The organism is Sphaerisporangium aureirubrum (assembly GCF_042658925.1).
Lineage (GTDB): Bacteria > Actinomycetota > Actinomycetes > Streptosporangiales > Streptosporangiaceae > Sphaerisporangium > Sphaerisporangium aureirubrum.
Window position 1 is genome coordinate 20,608 of sequence record NZ_JBHSRF010000015.1, and the last position, 19,022, is coordinate 39,629.

The 19,022-nt window shown below is 71.9% G+C and carries 16 protein-coding genes; 11 read left to right on the plus strand and 5 right to left on the minus strand.

The window, feature by feature from the left end:
* Positions 1 to 63 precede the first annotated feature (63 nt).
* Positions 64 to 1,320, minus strand: coding sequence for an ABC transporter substrate-binding protein (locus ACFP1K_RS13535; RefSeq protein WP_380751650.1), 1,257 nt, complete (start codon positions 1,318 to 1,320; stop codon positions 64 to 66).
* A 132-nt stretch (positions 1,321 to 1,452) separates the two neighbouring features.
* Between ACFP1K_RS13535 and ACFP1K_RS13540 the strand changes: the two genes are divergently transcribed.
* From ACFP1K_RS13540 to ACFP1K_RS13550, 3 genes are read left to right on the plus strand one after another with little or no spacing between them, the layout of a single operon-like run.
* Positions 1,453 to 1,959: a PadR family transcriptional regulator gene (locus tag ACFP1K_RS13540; protein WP_380751653.1), complete on the plus strand. Its 507-nt coding sequence runs from the start codon at positions 1,453 to 1,455 to the stop codon at positions 1,957 to 1,959.
* A 42-nt stretch (positions 1,960 to 2,001) separates the two neighbouring features.
* Positions 2,002 to 2,751 carry an ABC transporter ATP-binding protein gene (locus ACFP1K_RS13545; RefSeq protein ID WP_380751656.1) on the plus strand — a complete coding sequence of 250 codons (750 nt, stop codon included), beginning with the start codon at positions 2,002 to 2,004 and terminating at the stop codon, positions 2,749 to 2,751.
* A complete protein-coding gene (locus ACFP1K_RS13550; RefSeq protein ID WP_380751658.1) occupies positions 2,748 to 5,009 on the plus strand; it encodes an FtsX-like permease family protein in 2,262 nt (753 codons plus the stop codon). Before ACFP1K_RS13545 ends, ACFP1K_RS13550 begins: the two co-directional genes overlap by 4 nt.
* An 18-nt stretch (positions 5,010 to 5,027) precedes the next feature.
* Here the strand turns inward: ACFP1K_RS13550 and treS are convergent, their stop codons facing one another.
* Both treS and ACFP1K_RS13560 read right to left on the minus strand, forming a co-directional pair.
* Positions 5,028 to 6,716: a maltose alpha-D-glucosyltransferase gene (gene treS, locus ACFP1K_RS13555; protein ID WP_380751661.1), complete on the minus strand. Its 1,689-nt coding sequence runs from the start codon at positions 6,714 to 6,716 to the stop codon at positions 5,028 to 5,030.
* Positions 6,717 to 7,012: 296 nt separating this feature from the next.
* On the minus strand, positions 7,013 to 8,764 hold the full coding sequence (locus ACFP1K_RS13560) for an asparagine synthetase B family protein (protein WP_380751664.1): 1,752 nt from the start codon (positions 8,762 to 8,764) through the stop codon (positions 7,013 to 7,015).
* Between the two features lie 106 nt (positions 8,765 to 8,870).
* On the opposite strand from ACFP1K_RS13560, the gene ACFP1K_RS13565 reads away from it, so the two are divergent.
* On the plus strand, positions 8,871 to 10,841 hold the full coding sequence (locus ACFP1K_RS13565) for a hypothetical protein (protein ID WP_380751666.1): 1,971 nt from the start codon (positions 8,871 to 8,873) through the stop codon (positions 10,839 to 10,841).
* Between the two features lie 12 nt (positions 10,842 to 10,853).
* On the opposite strand, the gene ACFP1K_RS13570 is transcribed toward ACFP1K_RS13565, so the two are convergent.
* Complete coding sequence (locus ACFP1K_RS13570) at positions 10,854 to 11,564, minus strand: SDR family oxidoreductase (protein ID WP_380751669.1); 711 nt, start codon at positions 11,562 to 11,564, stop codon at positions 10,854 to 10,856.
* A gap of 125 nt (positions 11,565 to 11,689) precedes the next feature.
* Between ACFP1K_RS13570 and ACFP1K_RS13575 the strand changes: the two genes are divergently transcribed.
* A complete protein-coding gene (locus ACFP1K_RS13575; RefSeq protein WP_380751672.1) occupies positions 11,690 to 12,058 on the plus strand; it encodes a MerR family transcriptional regulator in 369 nt (122 codons plus the stop codon).
* Between the two features lie 28 nt (positions 12,059 to 12,086).
* Here the strand turns inward: ACFP1K_RS13575 and ACFP1K_RS13580 are convergent, their stop codons facing one another.
* A complete protein-coding gene (locus ACFP1K_RS13580; protein ID WP_380751675.1) occupies positions 12,087 to 13,094 on the minus strand; it encodes a zinc-binding alcohol dehydrogenase family protein in 1,008 nt (335 codons plus the stop codon).
* A gap of 181 nt (positions 13,095 to 13,275) precedes the next feature.
* On the opposite strand from ACFP1K_RS13580, the gene ACFP1K_RS13585 reads away from it, so the two are divergent.
* From ACFP1K_RS13585 to ACFP1K_RS13610, 6 genes are all read left to right on the plus strand, one after another.
* Positions 13,276 to 14,136, plus strand: a complete 861-nt coding sequence (locus tag ACFP1K_RS13585; RefSeq protein ID WP_380751678.1) for a helix-turn-helix domain-containing protein — start codon at positions 13,276 to 13,278, stop codon at positions 14,134 to 14,136.
* Between the two features lie 11 nt (positions 14,137 to 14,147).
* A complete protein-coding gene (locus ACFP1K_RS13590) occupies positions 14,148 to 14,348 on the plus strand; it encodes a DUF397 domain-containing protein (RefSeq protein WP_380751681.1) in 201 nt (66 codons plus the stop codon).
* Positions 14,349 to 14,432: 84 nt separating this feature from the next.
* On the plus strand, positions 14,433 to 15,419 hold the full coding sequence (locus tag ACFP1K_RS13595; protein WP_380751684.1) for an NAD-dependent epimerase/dehydratase family protein: 987 nt from the start codon (positions 14,433 to 14,435) through the stop codon (positions 15,417 to 15,419).
* Positions 15,420 to 15,472: 53 nt separating this feature from the next.
* Positions 15,473 to 16,120 carry a DALR anticodon-binding domain-containing protein gene (locus ACFP1K_RS13600; protein WP_380752004.1) on the plus strand — a complete coding sequence of 216 codons (648 nt, stop codon included), beginning with the start codon at positions 15,473 to 15,475 and terminating at the stop codon, positions 16,118 to 16,120.
* 123 nt (positions 16,121 to 16,243) lie between these two features.
* Complete coding sequence (lysA, locus tag ACFP1K_RS13605) at positions 16,244 to 17,626, plus strand: diaminopimelate decarboxylase (RefSeq protein WP_380751687.1); 1,383 nt, start codon at positions 16,244 to 16,246, stop codon at positions 17,624 to 17,626.
* A gap of 89 nt (positions 17,627 to 17,715) precedes the next feature.
* The gene (locus tag ACFP1K_RS13610) at positions 17,716 to 18,999 is read left to right on the plus strand and encodes a homoserine dehydrogenase (RefSeq protein WP_380752007.1); all 1,284 of its coding nucleotides are present in this window, start codon (positions 17,716 to 17,718) and stop codon (positions 18,997 to 18,999) included.
* Positions 19,000 to 19,022 lie beyond the last annotated feature (23 nt).

Genomic DNA, 19,022 nt, shown 5'->3' on the forward strand with positions numbered 1-19,022 from the left:
ATAGCGATATTTGGATTGAGAGGGAAAGACGTGGGATGAGTGACGGGGGGATCGCCCCCGCGCTTATGGGGTGCGAATGATCTCGCCGAGTTGCTGCCTCAGGTCGGCGACGGTCTCGTCGGCCTGTTTCCTGAAGTTGAGCGCGTCAGAGACGGCGCTCGATATCACCAGGCTCACCTGGTCATATTTGGCGCTGGCAGGTCGCTGCCTGGCGGACATGATGCTCTGCTTGAGTACCGGCAGATATGGATATTGCTTGATGAGCGCCGGGTCGTCGTACAACTCCGACCACACCGGCGGGAACGACCCCTCGGTGAGCACGCGCCGCTCGTTCTCCAGCCCGGTGAAGTAGCGGATGAACTCAAGGGCCGACTTCTGGTGCTTGGAGTACGCGCTGATGGCGAGGTTGTTGCCGCCCAGCGTGCTGGAGCCGGGGCCGTCGAGGCCGGGCAGGCGGGTCACCGCGAACTTGCCCCCGATGGGGGAGCGGGTGGCGGGACCGTAGGCGTGCGGCCAGTTGCGGGCGAACAGCAGCTCGCCGCGCTGGAAGGCCAGCCGCGACTCCTCCTCCTTGAAGGCGAGGGCCTCCTTGGGGATCCAGCCCTCGCGCACCCCGCCGGTCAGGAACTCCAGGCCGGTCCTGGCCTTGTCCAGGTCGAGGGTGACCTTGGTGCCGTCGGGGCTGAGGATCTGGCCGCCGGCCGACTGCACGGCCTCGGCGAAGTTGACGGTCAGGCCCTCGTAGGGCAGGAACTGGCCCGCGTACCCGCCCAGCTTGTACTTCCTGCCGAGGCGGGTGGCCTGGTCGCGCAGCTCGGCCCAGGTCGTGGGCGGCTTGAGGTGCTCGCGGTCCAGGATGTCCTTGCGGTAGTAGAGCAGACCCGCGTTGCTGGTGTACGGCACCGCGTACAGCTTGTCGCGGTACGTGGCGGTGTCGATCACCGGCGGCAGGAACTTGTCCAGCGGGAACATGCTGCGGTCCAGCGGGACGATCCACCCGGCGTCGGCGAACTCGGCGGTCCACACGACGTCGAGGCCGAGGATGTCGTACCGGTCGCTGCGGGCCTGGAGGTTGGCGACCATCTGGGCGCGCTGCTCGTCGGCGGCCTCCGGGAGCTCCAGCAGGGTGACCCGCTGGGTGGGGTGGCTCTGGTTCCACCGGTCGATCAGCGGCTGGATGTACCCGGTGGTGTCGCGGCCCGAGGCGAACGTCATGGGACCGGTGCCGTCGCCGGCGCCGGCCGCCGTGTCGCGCTCGCCGAGCCCCGCGCATCCGCCCAGCAGCACCGCTGCCAGCAGAAGGGGGGCCAGGAGCCGCACGTGTCCTCCAGGTATTTCTTGGGTTACATGCGTGTTATGTAGGTGCATGCATGTTATGCATAGCGATAATGTGGCCGTCAACGGATGTTCACGTAACACTCAGGTAACATGACGGCCCGAGGGAGGTGGGGCGTGCGGCTCCAGCTGCTGGCGCTCCTGGCCAAAGAACCTGCCCACGGCTATGAGCTGAAACAAGCGCTTGAGCAAATATTCGGTAACGCCTACCCCTCCCCGAACATCGGGCAGATCTACGTCACCCTCGGCCGCCTGGAGAAGGACGGCCTGGTCCGGAGCGTGGACGTCGAGCAGTCCAACCGCCCGAACAAGAAGGTCTACTTCTGCACCGCCCAAGGCCGGGAGGCCCTCGACGAGTGGGTCGACTCCCCGACCGAGGGCCCGCGGGTCCGCGACGAGTTCTTCATGAAGCTCGTCCTCGCCCCCATGACCGGCATCGCCGACCGCACGGCCCTCATCAACAGGCAGCGCCGGCACTACCTCGGGCTCATGCGGGATCTGGTAGAACTCGCCCAGAGCACCGACCAGGACAACCGTGCCGCGCAGCTCCTCATCGAGGGGGCCATGCTGCACCTGCAGGCCGATCTGGACTGGCTGGAGCGCTGCCAGGAGGAGCTTGCCTGACGAAGGACGCGCCGGGCCCCGGCGCGGGAGGGAGCAGCAGCGATGACCACCGTCCCGCCCGTGCTGCGCGCGGTCAACCTGGTGAAGATCTACCAGACGGGCGGGCTGCCCGTGCCCGCCGTCCGCGGGGTGGACCTCACGGTCGAGGCCGGGGAGTTCATCGCGGTCATGGGGCCGTCCGGGTCGGGGAAGTCCACGCTCGTGCACATGCTCGGCGGCCTGGACACCCGCACCAGCGGCGAGATCTGGATCGAGGGCACCCGGGCGGACACCCTGTCCGAGAGCGGCTGGGCGTTGCTGCGCCGCCGGAAGATCGGCTTCGTGTTCCAGTTCTTCAACCTCGTCGACAACATGACGGTGGCCGACAACGTCGAGTTGCCCGCCCTGCTCGGCGGCTCCACCGCCCGGCACGCCCGCGAGCGCCGCGAATACCTCCTCGGCGAGCTCGGTCTCACCGGCAAGGCCGACGCCGCGCCCGCCCAGCTGTCCGGCGGCGAGCAGCAGCGCGTCGCCCTGGCCCGCGCCCTCGCCAACCACCCCCACCTGCTGCTGGCCGACGAGCCGACCGGCAACCTCGACAGCCGCAACACCCGCGACGTGCTGCGCCTGCTCGGCGAGGTGCACCGCCAGGGCCAGACCATCGTCCTCGTCACCCACGACGCCCGGGTCGCCGGGCTGGCCGACCGCGTGGTCACCCTGCTGGACGGCCAGATCGTCGACGACGGCGCGATCGGCCTGCCCCGCCGCCGCGCCAAGGGCGGCCCCGGCGACGTGGTCGAGCTGCGGGGATGAACGCCGCCGAGGTCCGCTGGCTGCGGTCCGACCTGCGGGCCCGGCGCGCCCAGGCGCTGCTCACCGTGCTCGCGGTGGCCGGCATCGTCACCGCCCTCATCACCGCCGCGACCCTGCTGGAGGACGGCACCAACCCCTGGCGCGGCCTGTTCGCCCGCGGCAACGGCGCGCACGTCTGGATCCACACCAAGGACGCCCCCGACCCCGCCGTCCTGCGCGCGCTGGTCGGCGTCACCGACATCGCCGGGCCCTACCGCAGCGCCCCGGCCACCCTCGTGCTGGACGGCAAGAAGACCCCGGTCACGCTGCGCGCGACGCCCGCCGTGTTCCCGTCCGTGGGCCGCCCCCTGGTGCGGGAGGGCGCCTGGCTGGACCCGCGCGTGCCGTACGGCGTGGTGGTCGAGCGCTCCTACGCCCGCGCCGTCGGCCTGCGCGCGGGCATGGCGGTCACCGTGATCGGGCTGAACGGCGCCACCCACGCGCTGACGATCGCGGGACTCGCCGAGAGCGGCGACCAGGGCTTCTACCCCGAGTGGACACCCGGCCTGGCCTGGACGCTGGCCGGCACGCTCGACGAGATCGAGCCGAAGCTCGGCCGCAGCGAGTCGGTGACCGGGCTGCGGCTCGCCGACGCCGGCGACACCTCGCTCGCCGTCCAGCGGGCCATCACCACGCTCGGCGGGCAGGTGCAGCGGGTGTCCACCTGGCGCGAGGTCGAGGCGTCCATGGAGCTGGACAACCGGCTGCTCGGGGTGCTGCTCGCGCTGTTCGGCGCGGCCGGCCTGGTGGCCGCGGTGCTCGCCATCGCCAACGCCACCGGCGGGCGGGTGCTGACCCAGCGGCGCGACATCGCCACCCTCAAGTCGCTGGGGTTCACCCGGAGCCAGGTGGTGCGCATGCTGGTCATCGAGCACGGCTCGCTCGGCCTGGCCGGCATCGTGCTCGGCGTGCTGTGCGGCCGGCTGATCACCGTGTACGCCCTCGCGGAGACCGTGGTGGTGCCGCTGTCCTCGCTGCCGCTGCTCGCCATCGCGCTCGGCACCGCCGTGGTGGTGCTGGTCGCGGTGTGGCTGCCCGCCTGGCGCGGTGGCCGTACCCCGGCGCTGCCCGCCGTGCCCGCCCCGCCGCGCGGCCACCTGTCCCGGGTGGCCCGGCTCGCCTTCGTGGTGCGGCTGCCGCCCGCGCTGGTGCTCGGGGCCAGGGACGCCTTCACCCGGCGGGTCCCGGCCTTCCTGACGGCCTTCGGGCTCGCCATCCCGATGATGATGATCACCATCGGGCTCGGCTACTGGGCCACGCTGGACGACTTCCGCAGCCACCCCGAGCAGATCGGGCAGGCCGCGTCGCTCACCGTGCGCCCGGCCAGCGTGAGCTCCGAGGAGGCGCAGCGGGTCGCGCTCGCCGACCCGGACGTGGTGGCGGCCTTCCCCGGCACCGAGGTCGACGCGCTGGTCCCCGGGCAGACCCGCACCGTGCGGGCCCGCGCGCTCGGCACGGTGAGCGACCCCTACCCGTTCACGGTGGTCGAGGGGCGGCTGTTCCGCGACCGGGGCGAGGCGGTGGCCGGGCAGGGGCTGCTCGACCTGCTGCACGTGCGCATCGGGGACCGCACCCGGCTCACCATCGGCGGCACGCCGCTGATCGTGCGGATCGTCGGCCGGGTGCTGGAGCCCGAGCAGGACGGCGAGGTGCTGTCGGTCCCGCTGGACTCCCTGGCGCCCAAGGACGCGCTGCCGCCGCAGTACTACGGGCTGGTGCTGCGCGAGGGGGCCGACCCGGCGGCGGCGCGGTCCCGGCTGCAGGGGGAGGGGCTGGAGGTGTCGCAGGTGGTCAATCCCGCGGACCGGCTGGCCGTGATCCGGGTGATCATCGTGGCGCTGGTGGTGGTGCTCGCGCTGATCGGCCTGGCCAACCTGCTGACGGCCAGCGCGCTCGGCCTGCGCGACCACGCCCTGGACCTCGCCGTGCTCAAGGCCATGGGGCTCACCCCGCGCCAGGTCACCGCCACGCTGGTGACCGGCACCGGGCTGCTCGTCGTGCTCGGCGTGGCCGCCGGGGCGGGGGCCGGGGCGCTGGTGTCGGCGGGCCTGATCGACCTTCAGGGCGCGGCCAGCGGGATGGGCGCCGGCATCGGCCGCGCCCCGGCGTCCGCGACCCTGCTGCTGGCCATGCTCACGGCCGTGGGGGCGGCCCTGCTGGTCGCCCTGATCCCGGCGCGCCGCGCGGCGCGGGCCCGGGTGCCGGTGACCCCGCGCTGAGGTCACCGGCGGGCACGCTCAGCGCTTGGTGAGCGAGAACCAGTAGAAGCCGTGGCCGGGCAGGGTGAGCAGGTAGGGCAGCTCGCCGATGGCCGGGAACGGCACGTCGCCGCGGCACTCCACCGGGACCAGGCCCCTGAACCTGCGGAGGTCCAGTTCCACCGGCTGCGGGTGCCGGGAGAGGTTGTTGACGCAGAGCATCAGGTCGTCGCCCTCCTCCCGGACGAACGCCAGCACGCGCTGGTTGGGCGACCACAGCTCGGTGTAGGCGCCGGTGCCGAACACCGGGTGGCGGCGGCGCACGGCCAGCATGTTGCGGGTGAAGTGGAGCAGCGACGAGTTGTTCTTGGTCTGCGCCTCGACGTTGACGGCGTGGTAGCCGTAGATCGGGTCCATCACCGTGGGCAGGTAGAGGCGCCCGGGGTCGCTGTCGGAGAAGCCGGCGTTGCGGTCCGGCGTCCACTGCATGGGGGTGCGCACCGAGTCGCGGTCCTCCAGCCAGATGTTGTCGCCCATGCCGATCTCGTCGCCGTAGTACATGACCGGCGACCCCGGCATGGACAGCAGCAGCGCGGTGAACAGCTCGATCTGGTCGCGGTCGTTCTCCAGCAGCGGGGCGAGACGGCGCCGGATGCCGAGGTAGGCCCGCATGCGGGGGTCCTTGGCGTACTCGGCGTGCATGTAGTCCCGCTCCTCCTCGGTGACCGTCTCGAGGGTGAGCTCGTCGTGGTTGCGCAGGAAGATGCCCCACTGCGCCACCTCGGGGATCTTCGGCGTGCGCGACATGATCTCGGAGATGGGCTCGCGGGACTCGCGGCGCACGGCCATGAAGATGCGCGGCATCAGCGGGAAGTGGAACGCCATGTGGCACTCGTCGCCGCCGGTGGTGGGGTCGCCGAAGTATTCGACGACGTCCTCGGGCCAGCCGTTCGCCTCGGCGAGCAGCACCCGGTCGGGGTAGAGCCGGTCGACCTCGGCGCGCACCCGCTTGAGGTAGGCGTGGGTCTCGGGCAGGCCGGAGCAGGCCGTGCCCTCGCGCTCGAACAGGTAGGGGACGGCGTCCAGCCGGAAGCCGTCGATGCCGAGGTCCAGCCAGAAGCGCAGGACCTCCAGCATGGCGTCCCGCACGGCCGGGTTGTCGTAGTTGAGGTCCGGCTGGTGGTGGAAGAACCGGTGCCAGTAGTACTGGCCGCGCACCGGGTCGTAGGTCCAGTTGGAGGTCTCGGCGCCGATGAAGATGATCGGCGCGTCCGGGTAGCCGGTGGGCTCGTCCGCCCAGACGTAGAAGTCGCCGTACGGCCCGGCGGGGTCGTGCCGGGACGCCTGGAACCACGGGTGCTGGTCGCTGGTGTGGTTCATCACCAGGTCGGTGATGATGCGCAGGCCGCGCTTGTGGGCCTGCTCGATCAGCTCCACGAAGTCGCCGAGGTCGCCGAACTCGCGGAGGATCTTCATGTAGTCCGCGATGTCGTACCCGCCGTCGCGCAGCGGGGACTCGTACAGCGGCAGCAGCCACAGGCAGTCGACGCCGAGCCACTGGAGGTAGTCGAGCTTGTCGATCAGTCCGCGCAGGTCGCCGGTGCCGTCGCCGTTGGAGTCACGGAAGCCGCGGACCAGGACCTCGTAGAAGACGGCCCGCTTGTACCACTGCGGGTCGGTGGAGACGAAGTCCTCGGAAACGTGTTCCGGGCAGGGAGAAGCACTCATAGGTATCGCTCACAAGGGGGTAGGGCGGTACGACAAGGGCCCGCGCCGTTGGAGCCCTCATCCCTGAGGCTCCCGCCCGCCGCCGTTCCCGGGTGGTGTCCCGGTGCCCGCGTATTACGGCGCTGTTTCGCGGAACACTAGCAGGCCATTAGGGGCCCTTACACACGATCAATGAGCGTCACTCGGCGTGGTTTCCACGTAATCGTGCGCACTCCCTCGAATGCCTGCGTAATGCGTCCTGTACCGAGCGTGTCTTACCTGCTCAAAACACGGATTAGACGGTGAATCGTGGTGATTCATCCGGCCTCGGCCCATGGTGGGGTGAGATCGCCGAGGACGTCCGCATAATCGGTCAGCCAGGAACCGAAAAGTACCAGTCCGCGCAACCAGAACCTAGAGTTCCACGACCCGAACGCCACCAGCGCGTCGGGCCCGCCCGCCACCACGTCCCGCATCGGCTCCGACAGCAGGCCGGGGACGGCCGCCGCCCGCACCAGCATGCGGTGGTTCCACTCGCGGGCCACCGGGCCGCCGGAGCGCAGCGGCACCCTGCGGTGCGGCAGCGCCGCGTTGGTGGACGGCAGCGCCGCCACCTTCGGGCCGGCGGCCCGCAGGATCTCCCGGTAGAACCGGCCGCCCTCCTTGCGCTCCACCGGCACCGACAGCGCCGCGTCGAAGAACTCCGGGTGCAGGAACGGGAACACCGGGGTCGCCTCCGGGCCCACCAGGTTCACCGGGGACCGGGCGATGCCACGGGCCGTGCGGGTGTGCAGCACGCTCAGCGGCAGCTCGGCGCGGTGGCCGCGCAGCATCGAGGTCGCCTGGGTGAACGCCTCGGTGACGCGGTCGTCCGCGAACGCCGCCGCGCGATCCGACAGCGGCGGCAGGTGCGGCTCGCCGAGCGTCAGGGCGGCCAGCAGGGCGTCCCGGCGGTCCGTCGTGCCGCCCGCCTGGACGGCGTCCGCGGTGATCAGGAAGTTCTTCATCAGCGGCCCGCCCGCCAGGCCGTCCACCACCGCGCGGCCCGCGTCGTGCACCTCCCGGGCGAACGGGGAGTACCAGGCGTGGTGGCTGGTGAGGTACTCCAGCCTGCGCGCCGCCCACCTGGCCTCGTCGGGGTAGGCGGCGGGGTCCTGCGGCACGATGCGGTGCGGGATCCCGAGCTCGCGGGTGACGTAGCGGGCGAAGTCCAGGTCGTTGTCCAGGCCGTCGTCCGGGCTGGTCGTCCAGGACTCCACGTCCATGCGGCGCGCCACGGCCACCGAGGCGAGCAGGCGCGAGTCGTACCCGCCGCTCACCGGCACCAGCAGCGGCCGGTCGTCGTACGGCTTCAGGGCCTCGTGCAGCAGGGCCACCATGTCGGCGCCGGTGACGCCACGGTCGAACGGCTCGTCGCGCACCCACCTCGGGGCGCGCTTGTCCGCGGTGATCCGCCGGGACGCCCGGGACCAGACCAGCGCGGACGAGCCCGGCAGGCGCCGGACCGCGCGGTAGGGGGTGGCGTCCAGCAGGGGGTAGGTGAGCTTGAGGATCGCGGCCCAGGCGTCCCAGTCGACCTCGTACGGCCGCGGGGCGAGCGCCAGCAGCGGCTCGATGGCGCCCGCGAAGTAGATCGCGTCGTCCTCGGCCAGGTAGTAGACGTCGATCAGGCCGAAGGCGCCGGTGTGCAGCACGACGGCGTCGCCCCGGTCGATCAGGCCCGGCGTCTCCCAGGTCTCGCCCACGTCCTGCCAGTCGGCCGCCGCGGCCGGGCGCCGCTCGGCCCAGGCGAACGCCACCGGGCCGGACGGGGTGCCGGTCCTGGGGGAGCCGTTCACCGAGCCGCCCTCGGAGAGGCCGGCGGCGTCCTCGTGCTCGGGCGGGCGCACGGTCCCCGCGTACGGCGTCAGGGCGGCCGAGGCGAACAGCGCCACGTCCGTTCCCCGGTAGGCCTCGCGCACCGCCGGACCGGCGCCGCGCAGGCGGTCGAGCCGGACGGGGTCGTAGGCGCCGATCGCGCCGCAGACGTACGGACGCGCCGCGTACCGCGGCCACTTCCCCTGGCGCACTGGTCGTCTCCCCTCGGCGAACACCTGCCGAGTGTACGGACTTGTGGTGGTTCGAGGTGGTCAGCAGGGATCTGGGATTATTCTTGCTCGACGTCAGGGAGGTGGCATGAGCGAAGAGCTGGAGAGCACCCGGCAGGCCCTGCGGGCGGCGGTGTCCGCGGCCTCGGGAGCGGCGGAACTCACCCGCCTGCTGGCCGACTACCAGGAACGGCTCGCCAGGGCCGCCGAGGCCGAGGCCGGGGCCGTCACCCGGGCGCGCGAGGCCGAGGCCCGGCTCGCGGCGTCGGAGAAGCAGGCGGCGAAGCTCGCCAAGCAGCTCGCCGAGCAGCGCTACCAGGCGGCGGTGGCACAGTGGCGGCTGGAGTCGGTGCAGGGCAGCAAGTGGTCCAAGCTCGGCGACGCCATCCACACCAAGAGCCCCGGCGAGGTGGCGCGCTCCCTGCGGGCCCCGGCGCGCAGGCTGTCCGCGCCGAAGCGGGCGGACTTCGACCCCGCGCCGCCCGCCCTCGAACCCGAGCCGGTCGCCCCCGTGGTGCCCGAGACCGCCGGGCCCGCGCTGTCCACGCCGCTGGCCGAGGGCTTCGTGGTGCCGAAGGGACCGCTGGCCCGGCCGTACCTCACCGTGGCCGCCATCGTGGACCGGCGCTCGGAGGCGCTGTTCCGGTACGAGTGGCGCCAGGTCACCAACTTCGGGCCGGACAACTGGCAGCAGATGCTGGACGAGCACCGTCCCCACCTGCTGTTCGTGGAGTCCGTGCAGGCCGGGCCCCTGCAGGGCAACGGCGGCCGGTGGCTTCCTGAGCTCGCCGGGCGGGAGCGGGGCCTGCGGGATCTCATCGAGGAGTGCGGCCGGCGGGGCATCCGCACGGTGTTCTGGCACTCCGGCGGCCCGATCTCCGCGGCCGTGCCGATGGCCGCGTACTTCGACCACGTCCTGGTGACCTCCGAGGCCCGCGCCCGGGAATGGCGCGCCGCGCTGCGGCACGACCGCGTCGGCATCCTGCCGCACGCCGTGCAGCCGCGCGTGCACAACCCCGTCGCCGCCGCGGGCGACCGCTCCGGCGTCGGCCTCCTCGGCACGCCGCTGCTCGGCGACCCCGCGCCCGGCCAGAGCCCGCTGGTCACCGGCAAGGCGACCTACGACGACCTGCTCACCGCGTACCGCTCGGTCTCCCTGGCCGTCGCCGGTCCCGACGCCGACGCGAGGACCCTGCTGGAGGTGGCCGCCTGCGCCACCCCCCTCACGGTCCTGCCCGCCGCCGTGGAGCCCGGCGACCCCGCGCTGGCGGTGCCGCCGGGCGCCGCCGTGGCCGGCCACCGGGCCTGGCGGGAGTCCGTGCCCGTCACGCCTCTGCTCGACCCGATCCTCGACTGGATCGGGCTCCCCTCGGTCCGCGCCACCACGACGATCACCGCCGTCGCGGCGCTCTCGGGGCAGGCCGAGCTCGACGCGCTCCTGAGCACCCTCAGGTCGCAGCGCCTGACGCCCGGCCAGCTCGTCGTCGTCGCCGAGGGCCTGGACACGTCCGTCGTCGAGAAGGCGGCCCGCACCGTCCACCAGGGCGACCTGGTCGTCCGGGAGACCGGCACCGCCGGGGCCGCGTACCGGACCGCCGTCACCCGAGGCGCCGCCCTGGACCGCGCCCTGCGGCTCGCCGAGGGCGACCTGGTCGCGATCCTCGACCCCCGGGACACCTACGGCGAGCACTACCTCTCCGACCTGATCCGCCACGTGACCGCCGTGGACGCCGACATCATCGGCAAGGCCTCCTACTTCACCCACATGCCGGAATCCGGCGCCACCCTGCTCCGCCAGCCCGCCGCCGCGCACCGCTACCTCCCCGAGGTGGCGGGCCCCACCGTGCTGGCCCGGCGCCCGGCGCTCCAGGCCCTCGGCATCGCCGACATGTCCGACGAGTGGGACGAGACCCTGATGCGCCAGTGCCGCGCCGACGGCATCCGCGTCTACTCCGCCGACCCCTACTCCTACGTCCAGCGGCGCCCGGTGACCCAGGCCCTCCTCACCTCCTCCGAACTGCGGGGCTACTTCCCCGCGGAACCCCTGGCCCTCATCTGACCCGGCCGGAAGTCAGAGGGTGGGCACGGGCAGGCGGTAGAACCGGCTGGGGTCGTCGGCCAGGGTCGCCTTGACCGTGGCGCTCCAGTCGTCCACGAGGACTTCGAGGCCGCCCGCCTCGACGCCGTCGAGCGCGGCCCGCGCGACCTCGGCCGGGTCGACCTTGTCGCCGTCGTGGGCGCGGGACATGTCGGTGTCGGCGCTGCCCAGGTGCACGCCGGTCACCAGGGTGCCCTGCCCGGCGAGTTCGATACGGACGCCGTTGGTCAGGCTCCACTGCGCCGCCTTCGCCGCGGCGTAGGCGTTGGCGCCGTCGTAGGAGAACCACGACAACGCCGACAGGACGTTCACGATCGCCCCGCCGCCGTTGCCCGCCAGGACGGGGGCGAAGGCGCGGACCACGCTCAGCGTGCCGTAGAAGTGCGTGTCCATCTCCCGCCTGATCTCGGCCATGTCGCCGGTGACCAGGTTGGCGCCGGTCAGGATTCCGGCGTTGTTCACGAGCAGCGTCACGTCGGCCGCCGCCACCGCGGCGGCGGCGACCGAGGCCGGGTCGGTGATGTCCAGCCGCAGCGGCTCCACCCCGGGGACGTCGACGCCCTCGGGGTCGCGCGCCGCCGCGTACACCTTGGCCGCGCCCCGCTCCACCAGCTGTTCGGCGAAGCGCCGCCCGATGCCACGGTTGGCGCCGGTGACGAGGGCGACCGAGTTGGCGATCTTCACGCGTGGGTCCTCCGTTCACGGTGTGCTTCCGGGTACTCGGCGAGCACCCGTGTCGGCTACGCTAAAACCTGACGTTGACGTCAGTTGCAAGTCCTGCGCGCGAAACAGCGGAACAGGAGGTGCCGGTGCGGATCGGCGAGGTCGCCACGAAGGCCGGAGTGAGCGTCAGGGCGCTGCGCTACTACGAGGAGCAGAGCCTTCTCGTCTCGGCCCGCGGCCCCGGCGGGCAACGGCGGTACCCGGACACCGCGGTCGAGCGGGTCCGGCTGATCCAGTCGCTCTACGCCGCGGGGCTGGCGAGCAGGACCATCCTGGAGATGCTGCCCTGCCTGGACTCGGGGAAGGTGACCCCGGCACTGCGTGAGCTGCTGGCCTCGGAGCGTGACCGCATCGACCGGCAGGTCACGAAACTCCTGAGCGCGCGCGATCGGCTCGACGACGTGATCGCGACGGCGGACCTGCCCGGCCCGGGATGCACGCACACGGACGGCTGAGCCTCCGCGGCGCCGGTCGCTTCGCCGGTCAGAACCCGGCGACGACCACCTTGCCGATCATGCGGCCGTTCTCCACCATCGCGTGGGCGCGGCGCAGCGTGGCGGCGTCGATCGGCTCCAGGGAGGTGGTGAGGGTGGTGCGGAGCACGCCGTCGTCGACCAGTTCGCGGACCCGTTCCAGCAGGTCGTGCTGGGCGATCATGTCCGGGGGCTCGAAGAGGGGGCGGGTGAACATGAACTCCCAGTGGAAGGTGATGCTCTTCGCCTTGAGGGGGAGCAGGTCCAGGCCTTCGGGCTCGTCGATGGCGGTGATCTCGCCGCCGGGGCGTAGGATCTCGGCGAACGCCTCGATCGCACCCCCGGTCTTCGGCGAGAACACGTAGTCCACGCCGTCCGGTGCCACGGCGCGGACGGCGCGCACCAGGTCGTGGTGGTCGATCACCTCGTGCGCGCCCATGTCCAGGGCCCACTGCCGGGACTCCGGCCGGGACGCCGTGGCGACGATCCTGACCCCGGTGAGTGCGCGGGCGAGCTGGATCACCATGGAGCCCACACCGCCCGCCCCGGCCAGCACCAGCAGGGTGCCCGTGCTGTCCGCGGTGAGGCGGAAGCGGTCGAACAGCGACTCCCAGGCCGTGATGGTCGTCAACGGCAGCGCCGCCGCCTCCGCGAAGCTCAGCGAGGACGGCTTGTGGCCGACGATCCGCTCGTCCACGAGGTGGAACCGCTGGTTGGTCCCCGGCCGGCCGATCGACCCGGCGTAGTAGACCTCGTCCCCGGGCGCGAACAGCGTCACCTCCCGCCCGGCCGACACGACGCTCCCGGCCGCGTCGAACCCGAGCACCCTGGGCTCGTCGCCGGGGGCGGCGTGCGCCCGCAGCTTGGTGTCGACGGGGTTCACCGACACGGCCTCCACCCGCACCAGCAGATCCCGCGGCCCCGGCCGCGGCACGTCCAGCCGCAGATTCTCCAGGCTCTCCGGATCGGAGACGGGCAGCGACCTGCGGTATCCGACCCCCGGCATCAGCTCACTCATGTCTCCCACGGTATTCAGACGGCGTGCGGGGCTTCACGCGGGTGGCCTCACATGTCGGAAACATCAGCACTTAGCGTGTCTAAGGCATTACGCTTGGCCGTCGCGGAGTGCAAGGTCATCGACAAATTGCACCGCATATGTCGTTCGAACGACGGGACGGGGGCCAAGGTGGAGGAGTCACGTGAAGCAGACCGGTAGTCCGACCGTCCGGCGGCGGCGTCTGGCCTTCGAGTTGCGCAGGATGCGCGAGCAGGCGGCGCTCACGCTGGATCAGGTCGCCGAACGGCTCGGCTGGTCGATTTCAAAAATTTCGCGCATCGAGACGTGCAAAGTCGGGGTCGCGCCCAATGACGTCGGCCGCCTCATCGGACTCTACGGCCTGAGCCCGGTGAAGTTCGACGAGATCATGGACTTGGCCCGGGACGCGCAAAAGAAAGGATGGTGGCAGGCTTACGGAGATCTGCCTTCCGAGTACGCCACCTACATCGGCCTGGAAGCCGATGCGGCGTCAATTCGCGGTTTCGCGGCGGACATTGTCCCGGGGCTGCTTCAGATAGAAGATTACGCGCGCTCGGTCATTAGGAACACCCTTGTCATCAGTCCGCCCGGGGAGATCGAACGCCGCGTCGAGGTCAGGATGACCAGACGCCACCTGCTGTCGCGGGACGTCCCGCTGCGCCTCTGGACGGTGCTCGACGAGGCCGTTCTGCGCCGTGTGGTCGGCGGTCCGGCCGTCATGGGCGACCAGCTCCGGCACCTCCTCGCCATGGCCGCCACGCCGAACGTCACCGTTCAGGTGCTGCCCTTCGCCGCCGGGGCGCACGCCGCCACGTCCGGCGCTTTCTCGATCTTGGAGTTTCCCGACCAGGCGGATGCGGACGTCGTATTTCTCGACAATCTCACCGGCAGTCTCTATGTGGAGAAGGAGGTCGAGGTATATCGGTATACCTTGGCATTCGACCATCTTCGCGCTAAGGCGCTGGACGAAGATGAATCACGTCGCCTCATCACGGAGGTGGCACGTGGTTACGACGATCTTTGAGGAGACGCTATATGTCCAGCCCGAATTCGCCCCGGCCGGCATGGCGGAAAAGCTCCAGCAGCGCAAATCAGGACTGTGTGGAAGTAGCCTGTCTGGCCGGTGGCGCCCGGGCGTTGCGTGACAGCAAGAACCCCGAGGGCCCGGTCCTCGGGGTCGGCTCTCTGGAGTGGTCGATGTTCATCGCCACGATCAAGGACGGCGGGCTGGGCTGACCCTCGCCCGCTTCGCTGTGGGCGATTCCGCTGTGGGCGTGCGGCGGTTCCCCGGACGGGGCGGATGGGGCCAGGGTGATGGGCATGAAACTTCTGGTGCTGGGTGGGACGGAGTTCGTGGGACGTGCCGTGGTCGAGGCGGCGACCGCGCGGGGCTGGGACGTGACCGTCCTCAACCGGGGAAGCAAGGCGGTACCGGAGGGCGTGACGGCGCTGCGCGGGGATCGCAAGGCGCCGGGCGGGCTGGACGCGCTGGGCGGCGGCGAGTGGGACGCGGTGGTCGACACCTGGTCGTGGGCACCGCGGGTCGTACGGGACTCGGCACGGGCGCTCGCGGGCCGCGCCGGGAGCTACATCTACATCTCCAGCCGATCGGTGTACACCTACCCGATGGCCCGCGGCGCCAACGAGGACTGGCCGGTCGTGGAGGCCTCTCCCGACGACGGCGACGACGTGGAATACCCCCGTGCCAAGGCCGGCGGTGAACTCGCCGCCGTCGAGTCGTTCGGCGACCGCGCGGTGCTGGTCCGCGCCGGCCTGATCCTCGGCCCCTACGAGAACATCGGCCGCCTCCCCTGGTGGCTCACCCGCATCGCCAAGGGCGGCCCCGTCCTGGCCCCCGGCCCCGCCGACCTCCCCATCCAGTTCGTGGACGCACGAGACCTCGCCGAATGGAGCCTGACCGCCGCCGAACGCGGCCTGAGTGGCCCCTACGACATGATCAGCCCCCCCGAACACGCCACGATGCGCCAAATCCTCGAGGAATGCGTCCGCGTGACCGGCTCCGACGCCGACCTCCGCTGGCTCCCCCCCGAGCCGATCCTCGCCGCCGGCGTCGAACCCTGGACCGACCTCCCCATCTGGCTCGCCCCCGGCGAGGTACACGACGCCTTCCACATGTCCGACGTCTCCAAGGTCATCGCCGCCGGCCTCCACTGCCGCCCCGTCGCCGAGACCATCGAAGACACCTGGACCTGGCTCCAGAGCATCGGCGGCAAGGCCCCCCTCCGCCCCGACCGCCCGTCCGTCGGCCTGGACCCCGCCGTCGAGGCCGAACTCCTCAACGGCTGACGTCCGCGCGGCCTGGCCGGGATCGTGGTCCCGGCTAGGCTGCGTGCGTGTTCATGGGGGAGTTGGCGGCCCTGCTCGGGGCCGTGCCGGTGCCGCAGGGGGGATGGGAGCGCCGGGCGGTGCTCGTGGCGGCGGGTGGCCGGGGGCCGGCGGTGGACGTCGAGCGGGTGCGGGCGGTTCGCGGGGTCGCGGGGGCCGAGGTGCGGGCGAACGGATTCGTGGTGATCGAGGTCGCCGTCCCGGGGGAGCTGGTACGGGAGGTGCTCCGGGCGCCGCAGGTGATCCGGGGCGCCCCCCGTGGCGGCGCGTGGGCGGACTACCCGCGGACGTGGGAGAACCCCGGGTTCGTGGTGCGGTACGCGTATGTGCGGGCCGGGGCTGTGGGGCGGTGGGCTCGGGACCTTGGGTTTCGGGACCTTGGGTTTCGGGGGGAGGCGCTGGACGGGGGGTGGGATCGGCGGGTTTTGCGGGTGCTGGGGGAGGTGTTCAGCCGGAGGGAGAAGGGGGAGGTGTCGGCGGCCTACCTGGAGCGGCTGGCGGGGGTTTATCACGACGCGTTCGAGCGGGCGTCGGCGCTGCCGCGGGGGGACGAGGACTGGGCGGGGGTCCATGGGGCACGGGTGGAGATGGCGGGGGCGGTGCGGAGGGTTCTGGGGGAGGGGATGGCGGGTCTGGGGGTGACGCCGCCGGAGAGGATCTGAAACGGTCATCTCATGGCAAAGGGGGCGTTGGATTGGTATGGGGGGCGAAGATCTTTGGGGGTGGCGTCTCGTAGGGTGGTCATCGGGCGCGGGGGGATCAGGGGGTCGGATAGCCTCGTTCGGGTGAGTCGATTCGCCCATCCTGCCGGGGACCGGCACGCTGAGGTGCTGCCTGACGAGAGGCCGCCCCAGGCGCCCAGCGATCTCAATACGCTCATCCCTGCCATCTGGCCGCGAACGTCCGCACGGGTGGACGGCGCCGTGACGGTCGCCGGAGTGGACATCCGGGATCTGGCGCGGGAGTACGGGACGCCGCTGTACGTCCTCGACGAGGACGATTTCCGGTCGCGCTGCCGCGACTACCGCGCGGCGTTCCCCGACGACGACGTCTATTACGCGGGCAAGGCGTTCCTGTGCAAAGAGGTGGCCCGCTGGGTCGACCAGGAAGGCCTCGGGCTGGACGTGTGCAGCGGCGGCGAGCTGGCCGTGGCGCTGAGCGTCGGATTCCCGCCCGAGCGCATGGCGCTGCACGGCAACAACAAGTCGTACGCCGAGCTTGAACGGGCGATGCGCGTGGGCCTGGGGCGCATCGTGGTGGACTCCTTCGAGGAGATCGCCCGGGTCGGGTACCTCGCCGAGAAGCTGGGCGTGCGGCCCAAGGTGCAGATCCGGGTCACCACCGGCGTCGAGGCGCACACCCACGAGTTCATCGCGACCGCGCACGACGACCAGAAGTTCGGCCTGTCGCTGAACAGCGGCGCGGCGGCCGAGGCCGTCCGCCGGGTGCTGGCGCTGCCGCAGCTCGAGCTGGCCGGCCTGCACTCCCACATCGGCTCGCAGATCTTCGACACGGCGGGCTTCGAGGTGGCGGCCCGCCGTCTCGCCGTCCTGCTCACCCAGATCAAGGAAGAGCACGGGGTCGTCCTGCCCGAGCTCGACCTCGGCGGCGGATACGGCATCGCGTACGTCGAGGGCGACGACGCCCCGGACATCAAGGTCATCGCGGACGGCCTGCGCCAGATCGTCGCCCGTATCTGCACCGACGCCGGCCTCCCCGTGCCCCGCCTCACCGTCGAGCCGGGCCGCACCATCTCGGGCCCGGGCGGCATCACGGTGTACGAGGTCGGCACGGTCAAGGACGTCGAGGGCATCCGGTCGTACGTCAGCGTGGACGGCGGCATGAGCGACAACCTGCGCACCGCCCTGTACGGCGCCGACTACACCTGCGTGCTCGCCTCCCGCGCCAGCGAGGCCGCGCCCGCCCTGTCGCGGGTGGTCGGCAAGCACTGCGAGAGCGGCGACATCGTGGTCCGCGACGTGTGGCTCCCCGCGGACCTCGCGGCGGGCGACCTGCTCGCCGTCCCGGCCACCGGCGCGTACTGCCGGTCGCTGGCCCACAACTACAACTACCTGCCCAGGCCCGCGGTCGTCGCGGTGAAGGACGGCACGGCACGGGTGATCATGCACAGGGAGACCGAGGACGACCTGCTGAGGGGGCAAGTGTGAAACCCGCCGAGCCGCAAGAGCCCCAGACCTCCCGCGAACCAGGCCACGGGCGCCACGAGAGGGCGCGCGACCCCGAGGCGCCGCTGCGCGTGGCGCTGCTCGGCTGCGGCGTCGTCGGCTCCCAGGTGGTGCGCCTGCTGCACGAGCAGGCCGACGACCTGGCCGCCCGCATCGGCGCCCCCCTGGAGCTCGCGGGGGTGGCGGTACGGCGGCTCGGCCGCAAGCGGGACGGCGACGTCGATCCCGCGCTGCTCACCACCGACGCCGAAGGGCTGGTGGCCAGGGACGACATCGACATCGTGGTCGAGGTGATCGGCGGCATCGAGCCCGCCCGCACGCTGATCCTCTCGGCGCTGCGCGGCGGCAAGTCGGTGGTCACCGCGAACAAGGCCCTGCTCGCCGAGGACGGCGCCACCGTCCACGGCGCCGCCAAGCTGCACGGCACCGATCTCTACTACGAGGCCAGCGTTGCGGGCGCGATCCCGCTGCTGCGCCCGCTGCGCGAGTCCCTGGCGGGCGACCGGGTGCACCGCGTCCTCGGCATCGTCAACGGCACCACCAACTACATCCTCGACAAGATGGACTCCACCGGCGCGTCGTTCGTGGACGCCCTGGAGGAGGCCCAGGCGCTCGGGTACGCCGAGGCCGACCCCACGGCCGACGTCGAGGGCTTCGACGCGGCCGCCAAGGCCGCCATCCTGGCCGGGCTGGCGTTCCACAGCCGGGTGACGGCCGCCGACGTGCACCGCGAGGGCATCACCGAGATCACCGCCACCGACGTGGCCAGCGCCAAGGCCATGGGGTACGTCATCAAGCTGCTGGCCATCTGCGCCCGCTCCGACGACGGCCGCTCGGTCGGGGTGCGCGTGCACCCGGCCATGATCCCGCGCGGCCACCCGCTGGCCGGGGTGCGCGAGGCGTACAACGCGGTGTTCGTGGAGGCCGAGTCCGGCGGGCAGCTGATGTTCTACGGCAAGGGCGCCGGTGGCGCGCCCACCGCGTCCGCCGTGCTCGGCGACCTGGTGGCCGTGGCCCGCAACCGCCTCGCCGGCACGCACGGCCCGCAGGAGTCCACCTACGCCGACCTCCGGGTCCACCCCATGGGCGAGACGGTGACCCGCTGCCACGTCTCCCTGGACGTCGACGACAAGCCGGGCGTGCTCGCCCGTGTCGCCGACATGTTCGCCAAGCAGGACGTCTCCATACAGACCGTGCGCCAGGAGGGCCGCGGCCTGGACGCCCAGCTCGTGCTGGTCACCCACCGCGCCACCGACGCCGCCCTGTCCGCCACCATCGAGGGCCTCCGCGAGCTGGACATCGTCCGCGGCGTCCCCAGCGTCATGCGCGTCGAGGGGGAGGACAACACCCCCTGACGGGGGGCGTGTACGGTCTGTCC

Bases quoted from the DNA above. Each gene is read 5' to 3' on its own strand.
- ACFP1K_RS13600 (WP_380752004.1), top strand. From the start codon at position 15,473: ATGGGGGAGTTGGCGGCCCTGCTCGGGGCCGTGCCGGTGCCGCAGGGG.
- ACFP1K_RS13580 (WP_380751675.1), bottom strand. From the start codon at position 13,094: ATGAGTGAGCTGATGCCGGGGGTCGGATACCGCAGGTCGCTGCCCGTC.
- ACFP1K_RS13550 (WP_380751658.1), top strand. From the start codon at position 2,748: ATGAACGCCGCCGAGGTCCGCTGGCTGCGGTCCGACCTGCGGGCCCGG.
- ACFP1K_RS13590 (WP_380751681.1), top strand. From the start codon at position 14,148: ATGTCCAGCCCGAATTCGCCCCGGCCGGCATGGCGGAAAAGCTCCAGC.
- treS (WP_380751661.1), bottom strand. From the start codon at position 6,716: ATGAGTGCTTCTCCCTGCCCGGAACACGTTTCCGAGGACTTCGTCTCC.
- ACFP1K_RS13565 (WP_380751666.1), top strand. From the start codon at position 8,871: ATGAGCGAAGAGCTGGAGAGCACCCGGCAGGCCCTGCGGGCGGCGGTG.
- ACFP1K_RS13595 (WP_380751684.1), top strand. From the start codon at position 14,433: ATGAAACTTCTGGTGCTGGGTGGGACGGAGTTCGTGGGACGTGCCGTG.
- ACFP1K_RS13545 (WP_380751656.1), top strand. From the start codon at position 2,002: ATGACCACCGTCCCGCCCGTGCTGCGCGCGGTCAACCTGGTGAAGATC.